The organism is Pseudomonadota bacterium, from assembly GCA_016719885.1.
Taxonomy (GTDB): domain Bacteria; phylum Pseudomonadota; class Gammaproteobacteria.
Map to the genome: position 1 here is coordinate 210,810 of JADJYF010000008.1, position 16,131 is coordinate 226,940.

Below are 16,131 nucleotides of genomic sequence, written 5' to 3' on the forward strand. Positions count from 1 at the left end.
CAATGCCGGGCCATGCTACCACTCACCTTCCGTGGCATTGCCAGGGCGTCGGCGCTTGGCCATCATCCGGGCATGAACACTCATCATGGTCGCGCCCGTCGCCTGGGCCTCATGCTGTGGCCGGCGCCCGGTCTCGGCGCCGGCTTCGAACGCGGCCGCTGGGCCGCGAGCCACGGCTACGACGACCTGTGGCTGGCCGACGCCGAAGGTCTCGAAGATCCGCTGACCTTGGCGGCGGCCCTGGGCGTGACCTGCGACAAGGTGCGCCTCGCGACCGGCATCGTTCCGGTGTTCAACCGCCCGCCGGCCCTGCTCGCGACCGCGGTGGTGGCGGCCGAGGCGCGCGCGCCGGGACGCCTGGTGCTGGGTCTCGGCGCCTCGACACCGAACATGATTGAACGCTGGTACGGCCTGCCCTACGCCAAGCCGCTGACCCGCGTGCGTGAGACCATCGCCCTGCTGCGCCAGATCCTGAACGGCGAGAAGACCGCCTTCGATGGCGCAACGCTGCGCAGTCACGGTTTTCAATTGAAATCGCTGCCCACGCAGCCGGTGCCGATCGTGCTCGGCGCCATCGGCGGCAAGATGCTGGAACTCGCCGGTGAAGTGGCCGACGGCGTGCTGCTCAACGATTTCACACCACCGGACCGTCTCGCCTACGCGCTGGAACGTCTCGATGTCGGCGCCAAGCGTGGCGGTCGGCGCGTGGAAGATCTCGAGATCATCAAGCGTCGCGCGCTGTACCTGACCGACGATGCCGCCGGCGGCATGGAATATTTCCGCCAGCACCTCGCGTTCTACGCGTCCGCCGCGCAATACCAGAACGTCATGATTGAACTCGGCTACGGCCACGCCGTCGAGGAAGCGCGCGCCGGCTATGCGACACGCGATCGGCGCCGCATCACCGCCGCCATCAGCGACGACATCGTCGAGCGCATCTTCAGCTTCGGCAACGAGGCGCGTTGCCGCGCGTTGGTGGCGGCCGACTACGCGGCCGGCGTCGATACCGTCATCATCAGTCCCCAGGGCGGCACCATGGAGAGCTTCGCGCGCGGCGCCGAGGCCTTCCTGCCATCGGTGTTCGACCGCCACGCGCGCGCGTGATGCCTCACGCCGATTTCGGCGAGGGATAGGCGTTGCGCGGATTGGGCTTGTCGTCCGCCGTGCCCTGCGAGTAATCGCCGAACAGGCGATCGCGCTCGGCGACCGCCGCCGGCACGCCGGCCTTCTCCGCGTAGTCGATGAACGCCAGCGCCTCGGGTGTATTGCGCATCAGGCCATCGAGCACTGAGCCCAACAGCTGCGTCGAGCGCAGGCCCATGTTCTCGTAGGCCTGGTTGACCACCAGCTTCATGGCGGCGAGCTGCGACAGCGGTATCGACGTCAGCTCGCGCGCGAGCTTGTAGGCCTCGCCTTCCAGTTGCTCGAAGGGCACGGCGCGATTGACCAAGCCACATTGCACCGCCTCGGTGCCCGACAGCGGCCGCCCGGTCAGCGCCAGTTCCTTGGCCTTGGCGAGGCCCAGGCGGTGCACCCACATGCCGGCGTGATGACAGCCCCACATGCGCGAATACGGCGTGCCGATGCGCGCGTCCTCGCTCATCAGCACGATGTCCGCGCACAAAGCCATTTCACTGCCACCGCCCAGCGCCCAACCGTGCACCATGGCGATGACGGGCTTGGGGCTGTGCCACAGGCTCATGAATTTCGGCACCCAGCCGGTGACCGGTGAACAGGTGGCGATGAAATCCTTGCCGGCGTCCCAGGCGCCGCCGGTATTGATGGTGTCGTCCCAGTGATGGAAGCCGCCGCTGAAATTGAAGCCCGCGCAGAACGCACGGCCGGCGCCGCGCAGCACGATGACCTTGACCTTGGCATCGCGCACCGCGCATGCCACCGCCGCCTCGAGTTCATCGGTCATGGGCGGCACGATGGTGTTCAGGTCGTCGGGCCGGTTCAAGGTGATGGTCGCAATCGCGTCTTCGACGCCGTAGACCAGGGTTTGGTAGGACATGGTCGGCACTCCCCGTGCGGGCGATGGGTAATCAGTGGGGCGATTATAAAGACCGGCACGCGACAACGACGACTTGCGTACGCCCATCGCGGCGTCGTTCAAGCTAGACTGCGCCCATCCAAATCACCGCGTGAACCCATGACCCTGCTGCTGATCCGCCACGGTGAAACCGAACTCAACGCTGGACGCGTCGTCCAGTTTCCCGACACGCCGCTCGGCGCCAACGGCATAGAGCAGGCACTGCGTCTCGGCCGCCATCTCGGCACGCGCAACATCGGCCTGGTGCTTTCCAGTGATTACCGGCGCGCGCGCATGACCGCCGCCAGCGTGGTGGCACACACCGGCGCGCCCATGCTCGAGCATGCCAGCCTGCGTGAACGGAATTTCGGGGATTTTCGCGGCTCGGCCTATGCCGAGCACGGCGTCGACATCATGGCGCCCGACTTCGTGCCGCCCAATGGCGAAGGCTGGGCGGCGTTCCATGCGCGCGTCGATCAGGCCTGGCAGCTGATCCAGGACCACGCGGCCAAGGTCGAAGGTGATCTCGCGGTGGTGACCCATGGCCTGGTGCTGCGCTCGTTGATCGAACGCAAGCTCACGCTCGGCGACTGCGTACTGACGCCGGATCTCGTGGTGCACAACACCTCGGTGACGCTGGTCGAGCGCGGCGCGCCGTGGCGCCTGCGCGAACTCGCCTCCATCGCCCACCTCGACGATGCGCAGGCGGGCGGCATCGCCTGAACCTCAGGCGGAGCGACGACGCAGCAGGCCGAGCCCACCCAGCGCCGAGCCGAACAGCCACAGCGCGGTCGGCACCGGCACCGTGGCCGGCGCGGCAAAGAAGCTGACGCGCATCTCGTTCTGCGGCTGGGCCAGGATCGAGCCCGTACCGAATACGATGAGGGCGAGGTGCCCGTTGCTGAACGACAGCGACGAGAACTCGCCGAGCGGCGCGCTGGCGACCGCCGAGTAGTAGCCGCCGCTGAACACGCCCGGATCGTTGCTGGTGACGGTGCGCGACATCTCGCCGCTCATGACCTGCGGCGCGGAGCCGTCGATGGAGACCACGCCGTCGAGCGTCGCGAGCGTCGCGCTCTCGCCGAATTCGCTGAACACCAGGTTGCCGAAAAAGCCGTTGACCGCACCGCTCAAATGGCCGCCGTTGGCAGCGCTGATGGTGAATGACGGCAGCTCGAACTCGGCGAAGTCGAGACTGTCGGTCACCGCCAGCTGCACGCTGCCCGGCACCGCCCACGACACGCTCACCAGGCCGCCCGCGCCGCCCAGGTCGACACTCGGCGCGCCGAAGACAGTCGAGTCGTCGAAGTCCAGCACGAAGCTGCCGTAGTCGATGGTCTGGGCCGCCGCCGACAGGCTCGCCACCCATCCCATCACACCCAACATTGCGCCTTTGAAATTCACTGCTGTGCTCCTTGGAAACATTGCGTCACAAACGAAAGCCTGTGCGCTGTTGGAGTGGAGCTTAGTGAGGCGTCGGCAACGGCGGTCGACCGCGGTTCGCAGTTTTCAGCGCCGCGACAATGCTTGACGATTGCTGCCGGCTTTGTGTGACGGGCGCACGCTTTGGGTGGCTGATGCCGCGGCTGCTGTCGGCAATGGTATGTGCATTTGAATGTCAGGCTGAAGCCTGACCCACAGGACCCGTGCCTTCTTGGTTGTGGGTCAGGCTTCAGCCTGACATTCAGGGCACATGCCTCTTGGTTGTGGGTCAGGCTTCAGCCTGACATTCAGGGCACATGCCTCTTGGTTGTGGGTCAGGCTTCAGCCTGACATTCAGGGCACATGCCTCTTGTTGTGGGTCAGGCTTCAGCCTGACATTGGGTCGCGAACAAATCCCTGCGCCAAAGGCACAAGGATCAACTCGCGCTGCGCTTCACCCCGCCGCCATGCAGGGCATGGCTGCCGTCCTGCATCGCCTGCAAGGCCGCCGGTCGGCGCACGGTGGCGCGCCGACCGCAGGGGATCTGGTACTCGGTGTTGCCGGTGTAATAGCCCAGCATGTCGAGGAACTCGGGCGTCATGGCGGCCGCCACTTGCGGCCACAGCGCGGCGTTCCAGTTGATCTGCGGACGCAGCCAGCGCACCACGTAATAACCGAAAAGCGCGGCGCGCTGGCTGTCGGCGGAATGGTTGGCGCCGGTCTGGTGCCACAAACGCCCGTCCATCACCAGCATGCTGCCGGCCGGCGCTTCGATGGCGACGGTTTCCACCGCTTCGCCACGTCGCGGACCGCGCCCCATGCGATGGGAGCCCGGCACGTAACAGGTGCCGCCGTTCTCGGCGGTGAAATCATCGAGCAGCCAGCCGACGTTGCAGGCCAGCGCCGGGCCCGCCCACGGCGAGTCGACATAACCCTGGTCGGCGTGCAGCAGCATGCGTTGACTGCCGGGCGCGGTGATATTGGCGCTGAAGTTCGAGATGAGAAAGGAATCACCGAGACTGTGGCGCACGAAATCCAGCGCCGGCGCACGCTGCACGAGGTCGATGAACAGCGGGTCGAGATTGAACAGCTGGAACACGCGGCGATTGCGCTCGTCGCAGTCGAAGGCGTAGCCGCGCGTCGGCACCTCGTCTTCTTCGCTGGCGAGCGCCGCGGCCTCGAGCCGCGCGCGCACGTCCCGCACTTCGTCGCGGGACAGGGCGTCGGCGAGCAATGCCAGCCCATGCTCGTCGAGTTGGGCCAGTGCTTCGTCGACATGACGGCAAGCGGTGATGGACATACGGGGCCTCGCAACGGTGACAGGCAATGCCTCGCAACTTAAGTGATGGTCGCCGTGGCGCATACCCCCGAAGGTGGGGCCGCGCCACGCGCGGCGACAAAGCGGCTTGCCACCGGCCGGCCGCTGCCGTCACCCTATGCGGCCCCTCACTCGATACAGGAGAACCAACATGGCCGAAGTGAATCGCCAGTGGCTGCTGCGCGCGCGGCCGAGCGGACATCTGCGCATGGACGATTTCGAATATCGCGAAGTGCCCATGCCCAGCGCGCCGCTCGCGCCGGGGGAAATGCGCGTGCGCAACGTGGTGTTCCTGTGCGCGCCGACCATGCGCAATTGGATGGACCCGCCCGGCAACAGCTTCTACCCGTCCATCCCGCTCGGCCAGCCGATATTCGCGCCGGCGGTGGGCCGCGTGGTCGAAAGCAACAACCCGGATTTCAAACCCGGCGATCGCGTGTTCGCGTTTTCGAGCTGGCAGGACTACACCACGGTCGGCGGCTCGACCGTGCGCGCGCCGAGCAAGTTGGTGGACGGCATCAGCTTCATCGATGCCATCGGCCGCTACGGCCTGAATCCCATCACTGCCTACTTCGGTTTGCTCGATGTCGGCGCGGCCAAGGCCGGCGAAACCCTGGTGGTGTCGGGCGCGGCCGGCTCGACCGGTTCGACCGCCGCCCAGATCGGCAAGATCAAGGGCATGACCGTGATCGGCATCGCCGGCGGCGCGGAAAAGTGCGCGTGGCTCAAGAACGACTGCGGCCTCGACGGCGTCATCGACTACAAGTCGGAGAACGTCGAAGCGCGCCTCGCGGCGCTGTGCCCGAAAGGCATCGACGTGTTCTACGACAACGTCGGCGGCGACATCCTGCAGGCGGCCGTCAACAACATGGCGCCGTTGGGACGCATCGTGCTGTGCGGCCAGATCTCGAGCTACGACAGCAATGCCCAGGCCGAGGGCCCACGCAACATGATGCGCCTCATCTACGGCAGCATACGCATGCAGGGCTTCCTGTGCGGCAACTACGTGGCGCGCTTCGGCGAGGCGGTGACGGATCTGAAGGCCTGGTCGGCGGCCGGCCGCATAGTCTATCGCGAAGATCTCTACCAGGGCTTCGACAAGCTGCCCCGAGCCTTCGCCACGCTGTTCAGCGGCACCAACCAGGGCACGCTGCTGGTGGCGGTCGACGACAGCGCCGCCGACACGCGCTGAGCACGGCCGGAGGCGTGATGCGGTGCGCGGTTTCGATGCGCTATTCTGCGGCTAGCGCGGCGCGCCGCGGCGCCGCCCCCCATCGCACGAGGTGAGTTCATGCCAGTCAGCGATCACGCGCTAGTCGAAGCCTGGAAATCGGTACTCACGCTGTGCGAGGTAAGGGCCGGCGACAACATCACGCTGCTCACCGGCAGCCACACCCATGCCCAGACCCTGCGCACCGCCATCGCCGCGGTGCGCGCGCTCGGCGCGATACCGACCTGCATCGCTCTCGAACCTTTGAACGCGGACAAGTCCCTGAGCCGCGATCCGCTCGCCTACCTCGGCACCACGCCCCTGACCGGCAATCGCGCCGCCATGGCCGCCTGCCTTGCCAGCAGCCTCGTGATCGATCTCATGCTCTTGCTGTTCTCGCCGGAGCAGCAGCAGATCCTGGAATCGGGCACGCGCATCCTGCTGGCGGTCGAACCGCCGGAAGTGTTGCTGCGCCTGTTGCCGACGCTCGAAGACCGCGCGCGGGTCAACGCCGCGGCCGTGCATCTCGCCAGCGCGCGCACCATGCACGTGACGTCCGCGGCCGGCACCGATGTCATGTTCCGCCTCGGGCAATACCCGGTCATCAAGGAATACGGTTTCGTCGACGAGCCGGGGCGCTGGGATCACTGGCCGAGCGGCTTCCTGTTCACCTGGCCCAACGAAGGCGCGTCCGACGGCACCATCGTGCTCGACCAGGGCGACATCCTGCTGCCGCAGAAACGCTACCTGTCGGCGCCCGTCACGCTCACCGTCAAGCACGGCTACGTGACCGACATCGCCGGCGGCCTCGAGGCTGACCTCTTCAACGAGTACATGCAGAGTTTCAACGACCCGGAAGGCTATGCGCTGTCCCATGTCGGCTGGGGTCTGCAGCATCGCGCCAAGTGGTCGACCCTGAGCCTCTACGATCGTGAACAGACCATCGCCATGGACGCGCGCGCCTTCGCCGGCAATTTCCTGTTCTCGCTCGGCCCCAATACCGAGGTGGGCGGCACGCGCAATACCGCCTGCCATATCGACATCCCGCTGCGCGGCTGCACCGTCAAACTCGATGAGCGGGTGGTGGTGCGGGCCGGTGCACTGGTGGAATGAGATCCTGATCATGACGACATCACTCAAGGTCAACGGCAAAGCGGTCAGCATCGACGCGGTAGGCGAGATGCCACTCTTGTGGGTGCTGCGCGAACAGCTCGGCCTGACCGGCACCAAGTACGGCTGCGGCATCGGCGCCTGCGGCGCCTGCACCGTGCATCTCGACGGCACCGCCATGCGCGCCTGCCAGGTGCCGTTGGAAATGACCGCCGGCAAGGAGGTGCTGACCATCGAAGGCTACGGCGCCGACGGCCTGCACCTGCTGCAGAAAGCCTGGATAACCCACCAGGTGCCGCAATGCGGCTACTGCCAGTCGGGCATGATCATGGCGGCGGCGGACCTGTTGAAACGCAATCCCGCGCCGAGCGACGCCGACATCCGCCAGGCCATCACCAACCTGTGCCGTTGCGGCACCTACGAGCGCATCATCGCCGCGATCCTCGACGCCGCCAGCCAGATGCGCAACGGTCAGAGCGCATGAGCGCCGCGCCCATGTTGACGCGCCGCGCGCTGTTGAAGGCAAGCCTGCTCGGCGCGGGCGCGGTGGGCTTCGGTGTGAGCGGGCTCGGCGCCGTCGCGGCCGGTGGCGAGGCGGAAGTCACGTCGTGGATAGTCATTCGCGCCGACGGCCGCGTGGTGATCCGCATTCCGCAATCGGAGCTCGGCCAGGGCGTCACCACCAGCCTCGCGCAGCTCATCGCCGAGGAAATGGACCTCGCCTGGGGCGAATTCGATACCGAGTATTTCGACGCGCAGATCAACCGCGAGCGGCACAATGTCTACGTGCACACCGCGACCTTGAACAGCTGGTCGTCGGACCTGCTGTTCGAACCTATGCGTCTTGCCGGCGCGCAGGTGAAACGCATGCTGCTGACGGCGGCGGCCGCGAAGTTGAAGGTTGAGGTCGAGGCGCTAGTCATCGAAGGCGCGCGCATCCGGCACGGCGCGAGCGGCCGCAGCCTCGGCTTTGCCGAAGTGGCGAAGGCGGCGGCCGCCTTGCCGGTGCCGCCGGCGGCCAGCCTCGAGCTCAAAGACCGCGGGCAATGGAAACTCATCGGCCAGTCGCTGCCGCGCCTCGATGCCGAGGCCAAGGCCACCGGCGCGGCTCAATTCGGCATCGATGTCAGCTTGCCGGGCATGAAATACGCCGCCGTGCGCCAGTCGCCGGTGTTCGGCGGCCGTCTGCGCGGCTTCGATGCGAGCAAGGTGATGGCCATGCCGGGCGTCATCAAGGTGGTCGCAATCAAGGCCGGACCGTCGGGCTACACCGTGCCCGATACGCTGTGGGACATCATCGACTGGCAGATGGACGACGCAGTGGCGGTGATCGCCGACAGCTGGTGGCTGGCCGAGCAAGCCTTGCGCGCCTTGCCCATCAGCTGGGACGAGGGCGCCAACGCCAAGGTCGACAGCGCCGCCATCGCCACCGCGCTGGACGCGGCCTTGAAGCAGCCGGGCACGGTGATGCGCGGCGAAGGCGATGTCGACGCGGCACTCGCCACGGCCGCCAGGACCATCGCGGCCGAGTATCGCTATCCCTACATGGAACATGCGCCGCTCGAGCCCATGAACGCGACGGCGCTGGTCACCGCGCAAGGCGTGGAAGCATGGGCGCCCAGCCAATATGCCGACGAGGCGCTGCGCATCGCCGCCTACGCCGCGCAGCGCCCCTTGAAGGACGTCAAGCTGCATTTGACCTTGAGCGGCGGCGGTTTTGGCCGGCGCCTGTCCAACGACTACGTGAGCCAGGCGGTACAGGTCGCGGCGCAATTGCCGAACGTACCGGTCAAGCTCATCGCCTCGCGCGAGGAAACCACGCGGCGCGGTTACTACGCACCGGTGGCGGCGGCGCGCATGCGCGGCGGACTCGATGCAGAGGGGCGCGTCGTCGCGTGGCACAGCCATGTCGCTTTCGGTCGCGCGCCGCTGCAGCCCTACGGCATGTCGCGCATCCCGTTCGCCATCGACCATGTGCGCTGCGAATACTCGAGCATCGACACGCCGCCACCGTTCGGCTGGATGCGCGGCGTGGCCCATACCCAGGGCCTGTGGATGAACCTCGGCTTCCTCGGCGAACTGGCGGAAGCGGCCGGCAAGAGCAGCATCGAGATGCAGTTCGCGCTGCTCGACGAGTCACGCCTGTCGCGCCAACGCAGCGATTACGACGACGCGCTGGCGCGCATCAGGCGCCAGAAGTCGCTGCTCGAAACGGTGGTGAAGCTCGCCGGCGGCGCGCGCCTCGATGCGCCGGGCAAGGGGCGTGGCATCGCGGTCACGGACATGAGCTACGTGCCCGGCTATCACTCCTCGTGCGTGGCCATGGCCATGGACGTCGCCCTCGATGCTGAAGGCCGGCTGCGCGTCGAGCGCGTGATCGCGGTGGTCGATGTCGGGCTCGCCATCAATCCGCGCAACGTCGAGGCACAGGTGCAGGGCGGCATCGCCTTCGGCCTGTCGAATGCGATGTATGGCCAGATCACCCTGCGTGACGGTCGCGTCGAACAAGGCAACTTCAACGACTACCCGGTCATGAAGATGATGGCCATGCCGCGCGTCGAGGTGCACATCCAGCCGTCCAGCGGCCGGCCCAGTGGCATCGGCGAGGAAGCGGTGCCGGTGGCGGTGGCGGCGCTGGTCGACGCGGTGTACGCAGCGGGCGGACCGCGCGTGCGTTCGCTGCCGCTGGCCGCGCACAAGCTCACGCCGCGCAAGGCTTAGCGCGCTGCCCATGAACGCGCCCGATGTGATGCGCGTCGGCGCCGCCGACAGCGCGCTGGGCCTGGCGCTGCGCGCGGTGTTTGCGCTCCATGGCCTGGCTGTTGAATGGCTGGCCGACGGCGGCGAGATCCCCGGCAGCTACTGGGGCGAATGCGAAGCGGGCTTGGTGAAATCGACGCTCTACGTGCGCGCCGACACACCGGTGCATTCGGCCCTGCACGAAGGTTGCCATTACGTCTGCGCCGACGACGAACGCCGCGCCAACCTGCACACCGATGCCGGCGGCAGCGACACCGAGGAATGCGCGGTGTGTTACCTGTCCATCGTGCTGGCGGCGGAGCTGCCGGGATTCGGCCAGTCACGCATGCTGACCGACATGGACGCCTGGGGTTATTCATTCCGGCTCGGCAGCGCCGCGCGTTGGCTGGTCGAAGATGCCGAAGATGCGCGCGCGTGGCTGCTCGCCCATGCATTGCCGACCGCACTCGATCCCGAATACGACAGGACACGCCCATGAGCGAAGATTTCGAACACGGCATTCGCGAAGCGAGCATCGCCGAGCTGCGTGCGGCGCTCGCCGCCGGCCGCTTGAGCGCAACGGCGCTGGTGTGTCGTTACCTCAACCGCATCGCGCATTACGATCATCACGGCATTCGCTTGAACGCCGTGCCGATTCTGAACCCGCAACTGTTTGCCGAGGCGCGCGCCGCCGACGAACGACGCCGCAAGGGCGAAACGCGCGGGCCGCTGGACGGCATTCCCTATCTCGCCAAGGCCAGCTACGCAGTCAAGGGGCTGCCGCTCACCAGCGGTTCGCCGGCCTTCGAACATCTCATCGCGCGCGAAGATGCCTTTGTCATCGCCGAGCTGCGCGCGGCCGGCGCCATACTCATGGGTCTGACCACCATGCCGCCGATGGCGGCGGGAGGCATGCAACGCGGCTTGTTCGGGCGCGCGGAAAGTCCGTATAACGCAGCCTTCCTCACCGCCGCCTTCGCCTCCGGTTCCTCCAACGGCTCGGGCAGCGGCCTCGCGGCGGGCTTCGCCGCCTTCGCGCTCGCCGAAGAGACCTGGTCGTCGGGTCGCGCGCCCGCCACCAACAACGGCCTGGTCGCCTACACGCCGTCGCGCGGCATGATCTCCATGCGCGGCAATTGGCCCTTGATTCCGACCATGGACGTGGTGGTGCCCTACGCGCGCAGCGTGGCCTGCCTGCTCGACGTGTTGAACGTGGTGGTGAAGGACGACCCTGTCGCACGCGGTGATTTCTGGCGTGCGCAAACCGCCGTGCAGCTGCCCGCCGCGTCGGCGTTGCGCCCCGCCGACTACAGCGCACTCGGCGATGCCGGGGCCCTGCGTGGCAAACGGATCGGCGTGCCGCGCATGTACATCAACCGCGACGCCGCGAGCACGCGCCCCATCGCCACGCGCGCCTCGGTCATAGCCTGCTGGCAGGCGGCGGCACGCGCCCTGACGGCGGCCGGCGCGGAAGTCTTGGAAGTCGACTTCCCCTTGGTTTCGAACTACGAAAAAGACCGGCCCGGCGCCATGACCATGGTCGAGCGTGGACTGGCGCCCGCCGAGTTCGCGCATGCCGAGGGCTTCGACGCGATCGTGTTTGCGTGGGACGATTTCCTGGCCGCCAATGCCGACCCGCATCTCGCGAACCTTGCCGACGTGGCGCCGGATCTCATCATTCCGCGCCTGCCAGGCGCCGAGCGCGATCGCTACGAGGGCATTCCCAATTTCGGCGACTACGCCAACGCCGCCAAGGCCGGCGTCACGCCGCACAACGACATCCCGCATCTTGCCGCGGGACTGCGCGGCCTCGAACAAACGCGCAAGCAGGATTTGGAAGCGTGGCTCGATGCCGAGGGTCTGGACATGCTGGTGTTTCCGGCGGTGGCCGACATCGCGCCGGCCGATGCCGACTACAACCGGCGCGCGGCCGACATCGCGTGGCGCAACGGCACCTGGGTGGCCAACGGCAACCAGGCCATCCGCCATTTCGGCGTGCCGACCGTGACCGTGCCGATGGGCATGCTCGCCGACATCCACATGCCCATCGGTCTGACCTTCGCCGGACGCGCCTACGACGATGCACGGCTGCTCGCCGCCGCGTTTGCCTTCGAACAGTGCACGCGACAACGTCGCGCCGCACCACGCACGCCGCCGCTCGCCGATGACGGCGCCTTGCCGGCCGCGCGCGTGCCAGGCATGCAGGCCTTGCCTGCGCTCGAGCTGGGCGCCGGGATCTCCGGATGTCGATGGCGACGGCATGGTGACCCTGACGATATCCGGCAAAGTGAGCAGCAGCGCGCCGCTCGCAAAGCTGGCGCTGTGGGTCAATGGCACGCCGCAGCTGCTGCGCCAGGAGGGCGCTGGGTTTCGCGCCGAAGTACGGCTGCCCTTCGACACCCATTACGCCCTGCACAGCCGCTGGCGCGGCCCCTATGGATCGGTCATCACGGCGCTCGCGGAAGACCACCACGGCGGCGCGGCGGGCGCTTACGTGGTGGTGGGAGGCGTGTAGATTCCTGTCGCGATGCCGGCAATGAACGCGGCGATGTCAGGCTGAAGCCTGACCCACAGGGAACTCAGGCGGCCGGGCATTCTTGTGGACCAGGCTTCAGCATGACCCACAGAAAGGTCGGGAGGCAGGGCTATTTCATTGTGGGTCAGGCTTCAGCATGACCCACAGAAAGGTCGGGAGGCAGGGCATTTCATTGTGGGTCAGGCTTCAGCCTGACATGCTTTCACAGCCCGTGTGCCCGATAGCCCCTCGAATGTGCGAATGAATTCGCACACCCAGGTCAAGCGCGCAGCCGGGCTACAACCTCCGCTTCGCGAGCGAAATCCCACGAGACATTCCAGGTCGGATCGTTCATGGGCGTCGCCACGCGATCCAGGCCCTGGGCCATGAACCATTCGTAGGTCTGGGCATGGCCCGCGGCGAAATCGAAGCGCGACTCGAAGCCCAGCAGGCGACGCGCCTTGTCCGCGCTCACCACCGCGTGCAGCGACTTCTGGAAGCGATGATTGAAGGGCAGCGGCGCTTCGAGCGCGGCGGTGATGGCGTCCGGCAGCATCACGATGTCGGCTTCGACGCCCATGATGCCGGCGATGGTCTCGACGAAATAGCGCGAGGTCACCGAGTCGGCGCAGATGTTGAACACTTCGCCGTGCGCCGCCGGCGTGCTCGCGGCGAGGTGCAGGGCGCGCGCGAGGTCCTCGACGTGCCCATAGGGAAAGCACACCAAGCCATCGTGCGGCAGCAGCACCGGCAGACCCCGGCCGAGGCGTTGGAACATCGCCATCTCGCCGTCGGGAATATTGTTGTGCGGACCGTAGACCGCCGCCGGGCGCACCACGGTATAGGCGAAGCCGCTGCGTGCGCGACGCTCGGCCAGCAGCGCTTCGACCGCCGCCTTGTGGCCGCCATACTTGCTCGGGCGTGAGCGCGTGGTGGGCAGACTTTCGGTCCACGGCAAGGAGCCATGGCCCATGCGGTAGGCGGCGATGGAACTGACGAACAGGTAGACGCCGCACTGGCCGTCGAGCATATCGATGAGCGCCGCGATGTCCTCGAGCGGCGCGACCTGCGCCGAGGCGCTGACATCGTAGACCGCGTCCCATTGGCGGGCGCGCAGCGCGCGCGCCATGGCATCACGGTCCTTGCGATCGGCGATGAGCTGCTCGACGCCGGCCGGCGCGGCGTTGGCGCCGCGGTTCAGCACAGTCACGTCATGGCCGGCCGCGAGCAGATGCTGGACCAGCTGGCGGCCGATGAACGCGGTGCCGCCCAGGAACAGGCTGCGAGTTGCACCCATGCTGCTTCCTCCCCTCGACTCGCGACAGTGTACCGACAGCCCGCGCGCCGCCACCACTCACCGATAGGGCAATGCTCGCTACACTGTCGGCCTCCATCGAACACGCGAGGCCGGCATGATCAATCTGCACTATGTCGAACGCGGACAGGGCCCGGTGCTGCTGTTCGTGCACGGTTGGTCGCAAAGCACGCGCTGCTTCGAAAAGCAGTTGGCGGATCTCAGCGATCGCTATCGCGTGATGGCGGTCGACATGCGCGGCCACGGTGAATCGCCCAAGCCCAGCCATGGCTACCGCGTGGCGCGCCTCGCCCAGGACCTGCACGAGTTCCTGCTCCAGCACGATCTGCGCGAGGTGGCGCTGGCCGGCCATTCCATGGGCGCCTCGATCATCTGGAGCTATGTCGAACAGTTCGGCGCCGAGCGCCTGGCCAAGCTCATCTTCATCGACCAGGCGCCGCTGGTGACCAACGGCATGGGACTCACTGGCGAGGCGCTGGCGGCGGCGGGCTGCGCCTTCACACCGACCTCGCTGTACGAGATTGCCCACGGCATCGCGACCAACAGGGAAGCGAGCCTGGCCGGCCTGCGCAGCGCGTTCTTCAGCAGCGCGGTCGGCGACGACGATTTCAGTATGGCGGTGAGCGAGAGCCTGAAAGTACCGGCGGCCTGTGCGGCACGCCTGCTGATCGATCACGCCTCGCAGGACTGGCGCGACGTGATCACGGAGGTCATCCCGGGCCTGGGCTTGCCGACCCTGGTATTCGGCGGCGAGCTCGCCACCATCTTTCCGCCGCAGTCGGCGGCGTGGATAGCCTCACGCATCCCGGGCGCGCGCCTGTCGATCTTCGGCCGCGAGGAAGGCGGCAGTCACTTCATGTTCTGGGAGAACCCGGCGAAGTTCAACGCCGTGCTGCGCGACTTCCTCGGTTGAAGCAGCCTACAAGCCCATCTGCCTGACGGCCAGGTCGCGCATGATCTCGGCCGAGCCGCCGCCGATGGTCATGACCTTGGTCTCGCGGTAGATGCGCTCCACCGGGTTGCCGCGCAGGTAGCCGGCGCCGCCGAAGATCTGCATCGCTTCGTTGGCGCAGAATTCCAGCGCCGTCGAGCAGAAGAACTTGGCCTTGCTGATCTCGGCCACCGGCGCCTCGCCCTCGTTGATGTTCCAGCAGATCTGGTTGATCAAGGCGTCCATGGCGTCGATGCGCGAACTCATCTCGGCGAGCTTGTGGCGAATGACCTGGTGCTTGATGAGCGGCTTGCCGAAGGTCTTGCGCTGCTGGCCATAGGCGATGCTTTCATCCAGGCAGCGTCGCGCCATGCCGAGCATCTGCGCGCACATGAACAGGCGCTCGAAATTGAAATTGTTCAACACCGAAAGAAAGCCGCGATTCTCCTCGCCCATGAGATTGGCGGCCGGCACGCGGCATTCGTCGAAATAGAGAGTGGCGGTGTCCGACGCCCACCAGCCCATCTTGCGCTCGATGGCGGTGCGCGAGAAACCGGGCATGCCGGCCTCGACGAAGAACAGCGAGATGCCGGCGCCGCCTTCGTCGCCGGTGCGCGCGGCGATGGCGAAGTAGCTGGCGTTCATGCCGCCGGTGATGAAAGTCTTGGAGCCGTTCAAGACATACTCGTCGCCCTCGCGGCGCGCGCGGGTCTGCATGCTGGCGACGTCCGAACCGCCGCCGGGTTCGGTGATGCCGAGCGCACCGCCCTTCACGCCCGACAGGATCTCGGGCAGCGCGCGGCGCTTGATGGCTTCATTGGCGAGGCCATGCACGAGACCGACCATGATGCCGCGCGAGCCGATGGCGGCGATCACGCCGCCGATGCCACCGCGCCCCAGTTCCTCGGCCGAGGCGGCGCGCATGAAGGCATCCTCGAAACCGAGGCCACCGTATTGTTCATCGATGCCGAAGCCGAACAGGCCGAGCGCGCAGGCCTTTTCATGCACTTCCCAGGGAAAGGTGCCGGCTTCGTCCCAGGCATCGGCATTCGGTTCGATTTCATTCTTCACGAAACGCGCCACGGTGTCGCGAAAGGCACGGCGTTCATCGGTATCAAAGGGATTTTTCATGGTCGTGGCTTGGTGGCTGTCAATACTGACAGTGTACCGATTCCGCGCCGAGGCGATACGCCTTCGGCCGGCCACGCGCGGCGCTTGTGGCGATGGCGCGTGCTGGTTACGCTCATGCGCCTCCCCACTCCCGGAGTACACAGCATGGCCCGTATACCGCTCGTCGACATGGCGGACGCCAGCCCCGAAGTCCGCGGCCTGTACCAGCAGATGCAGGACGTCGGCTTCCCGACCTTCAACGTGTTCAAGGTCTTCGGCACCAGTCCCGGCATCCTCGAAGCCTTCTTGCAGTTCGTCAAAACCCTGTACGTGAACCCGCATATCGCACCGCGCTACCGCGAGCTCGCCTACTTGCGCGCCTCGCAGCTCAACGCCTGCCATTACTGAATCCCCACCCACGTGATGCT

The 16,131-nt window shown here is 66.8% G+C and carries 15 protein-coding genes; 10 read left to right on the top strand and 5 right to left on the bottom strand.

Annotated features, from left to right (window positions below):
* Window positions 1-72: 72 nt before the first annotated feature.
* Window positions 73-1,104, top strand: a complete 1,032-nt coding sequence (locus IPM80_10190; protein MBK8958788.1) for an LLM class flavin-dependent oxidoreductase — start codon at window positions 73-75, stop codon at window positions 1,102-1,104.
* Window positions 1,105-1,108: 4 nt separating this feature from the next.
* Here IPM80_10190 and IPM80_10195 read toward each other — a convergent pair whose 3' ends face one another.
* The gene (locus IPM80_10195) at window positions 1,109-2,023 is read right to left on the bottom strand and encodes a crotonase/enoyl-CoA hydratase family protein (GenBank protein ID MBK8958789.1); all 915 of its coding nucleotides are present in this window, start codon (window positions 2,021-2,023) and stop codon (window positions 1,109-1,111) included.
* Window positions 2,024-2,152: 129 nt separating this feature from the next.
* Here IPM80_10195 and IPM80_10200 point away from each other — a divergent pair, with 129 nt between their 5' ends.
* Window positions 2,153-2,755, top strand: coding sequence for a histidine phosphatase family protein (locus IPM80_10200; protein ID MBK8958790.1), 603 nt, complete (start codon window positions 2,153-2,155; stop codon window positions 2,753-2,755).
* Between the two features lie 3 nt (window positions 2,756-2,758).
* Here IPM80_10200 and IPM80_10205 read toward each other — a convergent pair whose 3' ends face one another.
* Both IPM80_10205 and IPM80_10210 read right to left on the bottom strand, forming a co-directional pair.
* Complete coding sequence (locus tag IPM80_10205; GenBank protein MBK8958791.1) at window positions 2,759-3,436, bottom strand: PEP-CTERM sorting domain-containing protein; 678 nt, start codon at window positions 3,434-3,436, stop codon at window positions 2,759-2,761.
* Between the two features lie 455 nt (window positions 3,437-3,891).
* The gene (locus IPM80_10210) at window positions 3,892-4,755 is read right to left on the bottom strand and encodes a phytanoyl-CoA dioxygenase family protein (GenBank protein MBK8958792.1); all 864 of its coding nucleotides are present in this window, start codon (window positions 4,753-4,755) and stop codon (window positions 3,892-3,894) included.
* A 169-nt stretch (window positions 4,756-4,924) separates the two neighbouring features.
* On the opposite strand from IPM80_10210, the gene IPM80_10215 reads away from it, so the two are divergent.
* The 6 genes from IPM80_10215 to IPM80_10240 all read left to right on the top strand — a co-directional run bounded on the left by IPM80_10215 (window position 4,925) and on the right by IPM80_10240 (window position 12,508).
* Entirely contained in the window at window positions 4,925-5,965 is a 1,041-nt protein-coding gene (locus IPM80_10215) for an NADP-dependent oxidoreductase (GenBank protein ID MBK8958793.1), read from the top strand.
* Between the two features lie 99 nt (window positions 5,966-6,064).
* Window positions 6,065-7,096: a 2,5-dihydroxypyridine 5,6-dioxygenase gene (locus tag IPM80_10220; protein ID MBK8958794.1), complete on the top strand. Its 1,032-nt coding sequence runs from the start codon at window positions 6,065-6,067 to the stop codon at window positions 7,094-7,096.
* 10 nt (window positions 7,097-7,106) lie between these two features.
* Window positions 7,107-7,577, top strand: coding sequence for a (2Fe-2S)-binding protein (locus tag IPM80_10225; GenBank protein ID MBK8958795.1), 471 nt, complete (start codon window positions 7,107-7,109; stop codon window positions 7,575-7,577).
* Window positions 7,574-9,814 carry a xanthine dehydrogenase family protein molybdopterin-binding subunit gene (locus IPM80_10230; GenBank protein MBK8958796.1) on the top strand — a complete coding sequence of 747 codons (2,241 nt, stop codon included), beginning with the start codon at window positions 7,574-7,576 and terminating at the stop codon, window positions 9,812-9,814. Before IPM80_10225 ends, IPM80_10230 begins: the two co-directional genes overlap by 4 nt.
* Window positions 9,815-9,842: 28 nt before the next feature.
* Window positions 9,843-10,331 (top strand): hypothetical protein, encoded by a 489-nt coding sequence (locus IPM80_10235; protein ID MBK8958797.1) that lies wholly within the window; start codon window positions 9,843-9,845, stop codon window positions 10,329-10,331.
* On the top strand, window positions 10,328-12,508 hold the full coding sequence (locus IPM80_10240; protein MBK8958798.1) for an amidase: 2,181 nt from the start codon (window positions 10,328-10,330) through the stop codon (window positions 12,506-12,508). The genes IPM80_10235 and IPM80_10240 overlap by 4 nt, the downstream gene beginning before the upstream one ends.
* A gap of 119 nt (window positions 12,509-12,627) precedes the next feature.
* Here the strand turns inward: IPM80_10240 and IPM80_10245 are convergent, their stop codons facing one another.
* Window positions 12,628-13,644, bottom strand: a complete 1,017-nt coding sequence (locus IPM80_10245; GenBank protein MBK8958799.1) for an NAD-dependent epimerase/dehydratase family protein — start codon at window positions 13,642-13,644, stop codon at window positions 12,628-12,630.
* 115 nt (window positions 13,645-13,759) lie between these two features.
* Between IPM80_10245 and IPM80_10250 the strand changes: the two genes are divergently transcribed.
* Complete coding sequence (locus tag IPM80_10250) at window positions 13,760-14,575, top strand: alpha/beta hydrolase (protein ID MBK8958800.1); 816 nt, start codon at window positions 13,760-13,762, stop codon at window positions 14,573-14,575.
* A gap of 6 nt (window positions 14,576-14,581) precedes the next feature.
* On the opposite strand, the gene IPM80_10255 is transcribed toward IPM80_10250, so the two are convergent.
* Window positions 14,582-15,724: an acyl-CoA dehydrogenase family protein gene (locus tag IPM80_10255; GenBank protein ID MBK8958801.1), complete on the bottom strand. Its 1,143-nt coding sequence runs from the start codon at window positions 15,722-15,724 to the stop codon at window positions 14,582-14,584.
* A gap of 144 nt (window positions 15,725-15,868) precedes the next feature.
* On the opposite strand from IPM80_10255, the gene IPM80_10260 reads away from it, so the two are divergent.
* Window positions 15,869-16,111: a carboxymuconolactone decarboxylase family protein gene (locus IPM80_10260; GenBank protein ID MBK8958802.1), complete on the top strand. Its 243-nt coding sequence runs from the start codon at window positions 15,869-15,871 to the stop codon at window positions 16,109-16,111.
* Window positions 16,112-16,131: the final 20 nt, after the last annotated feature.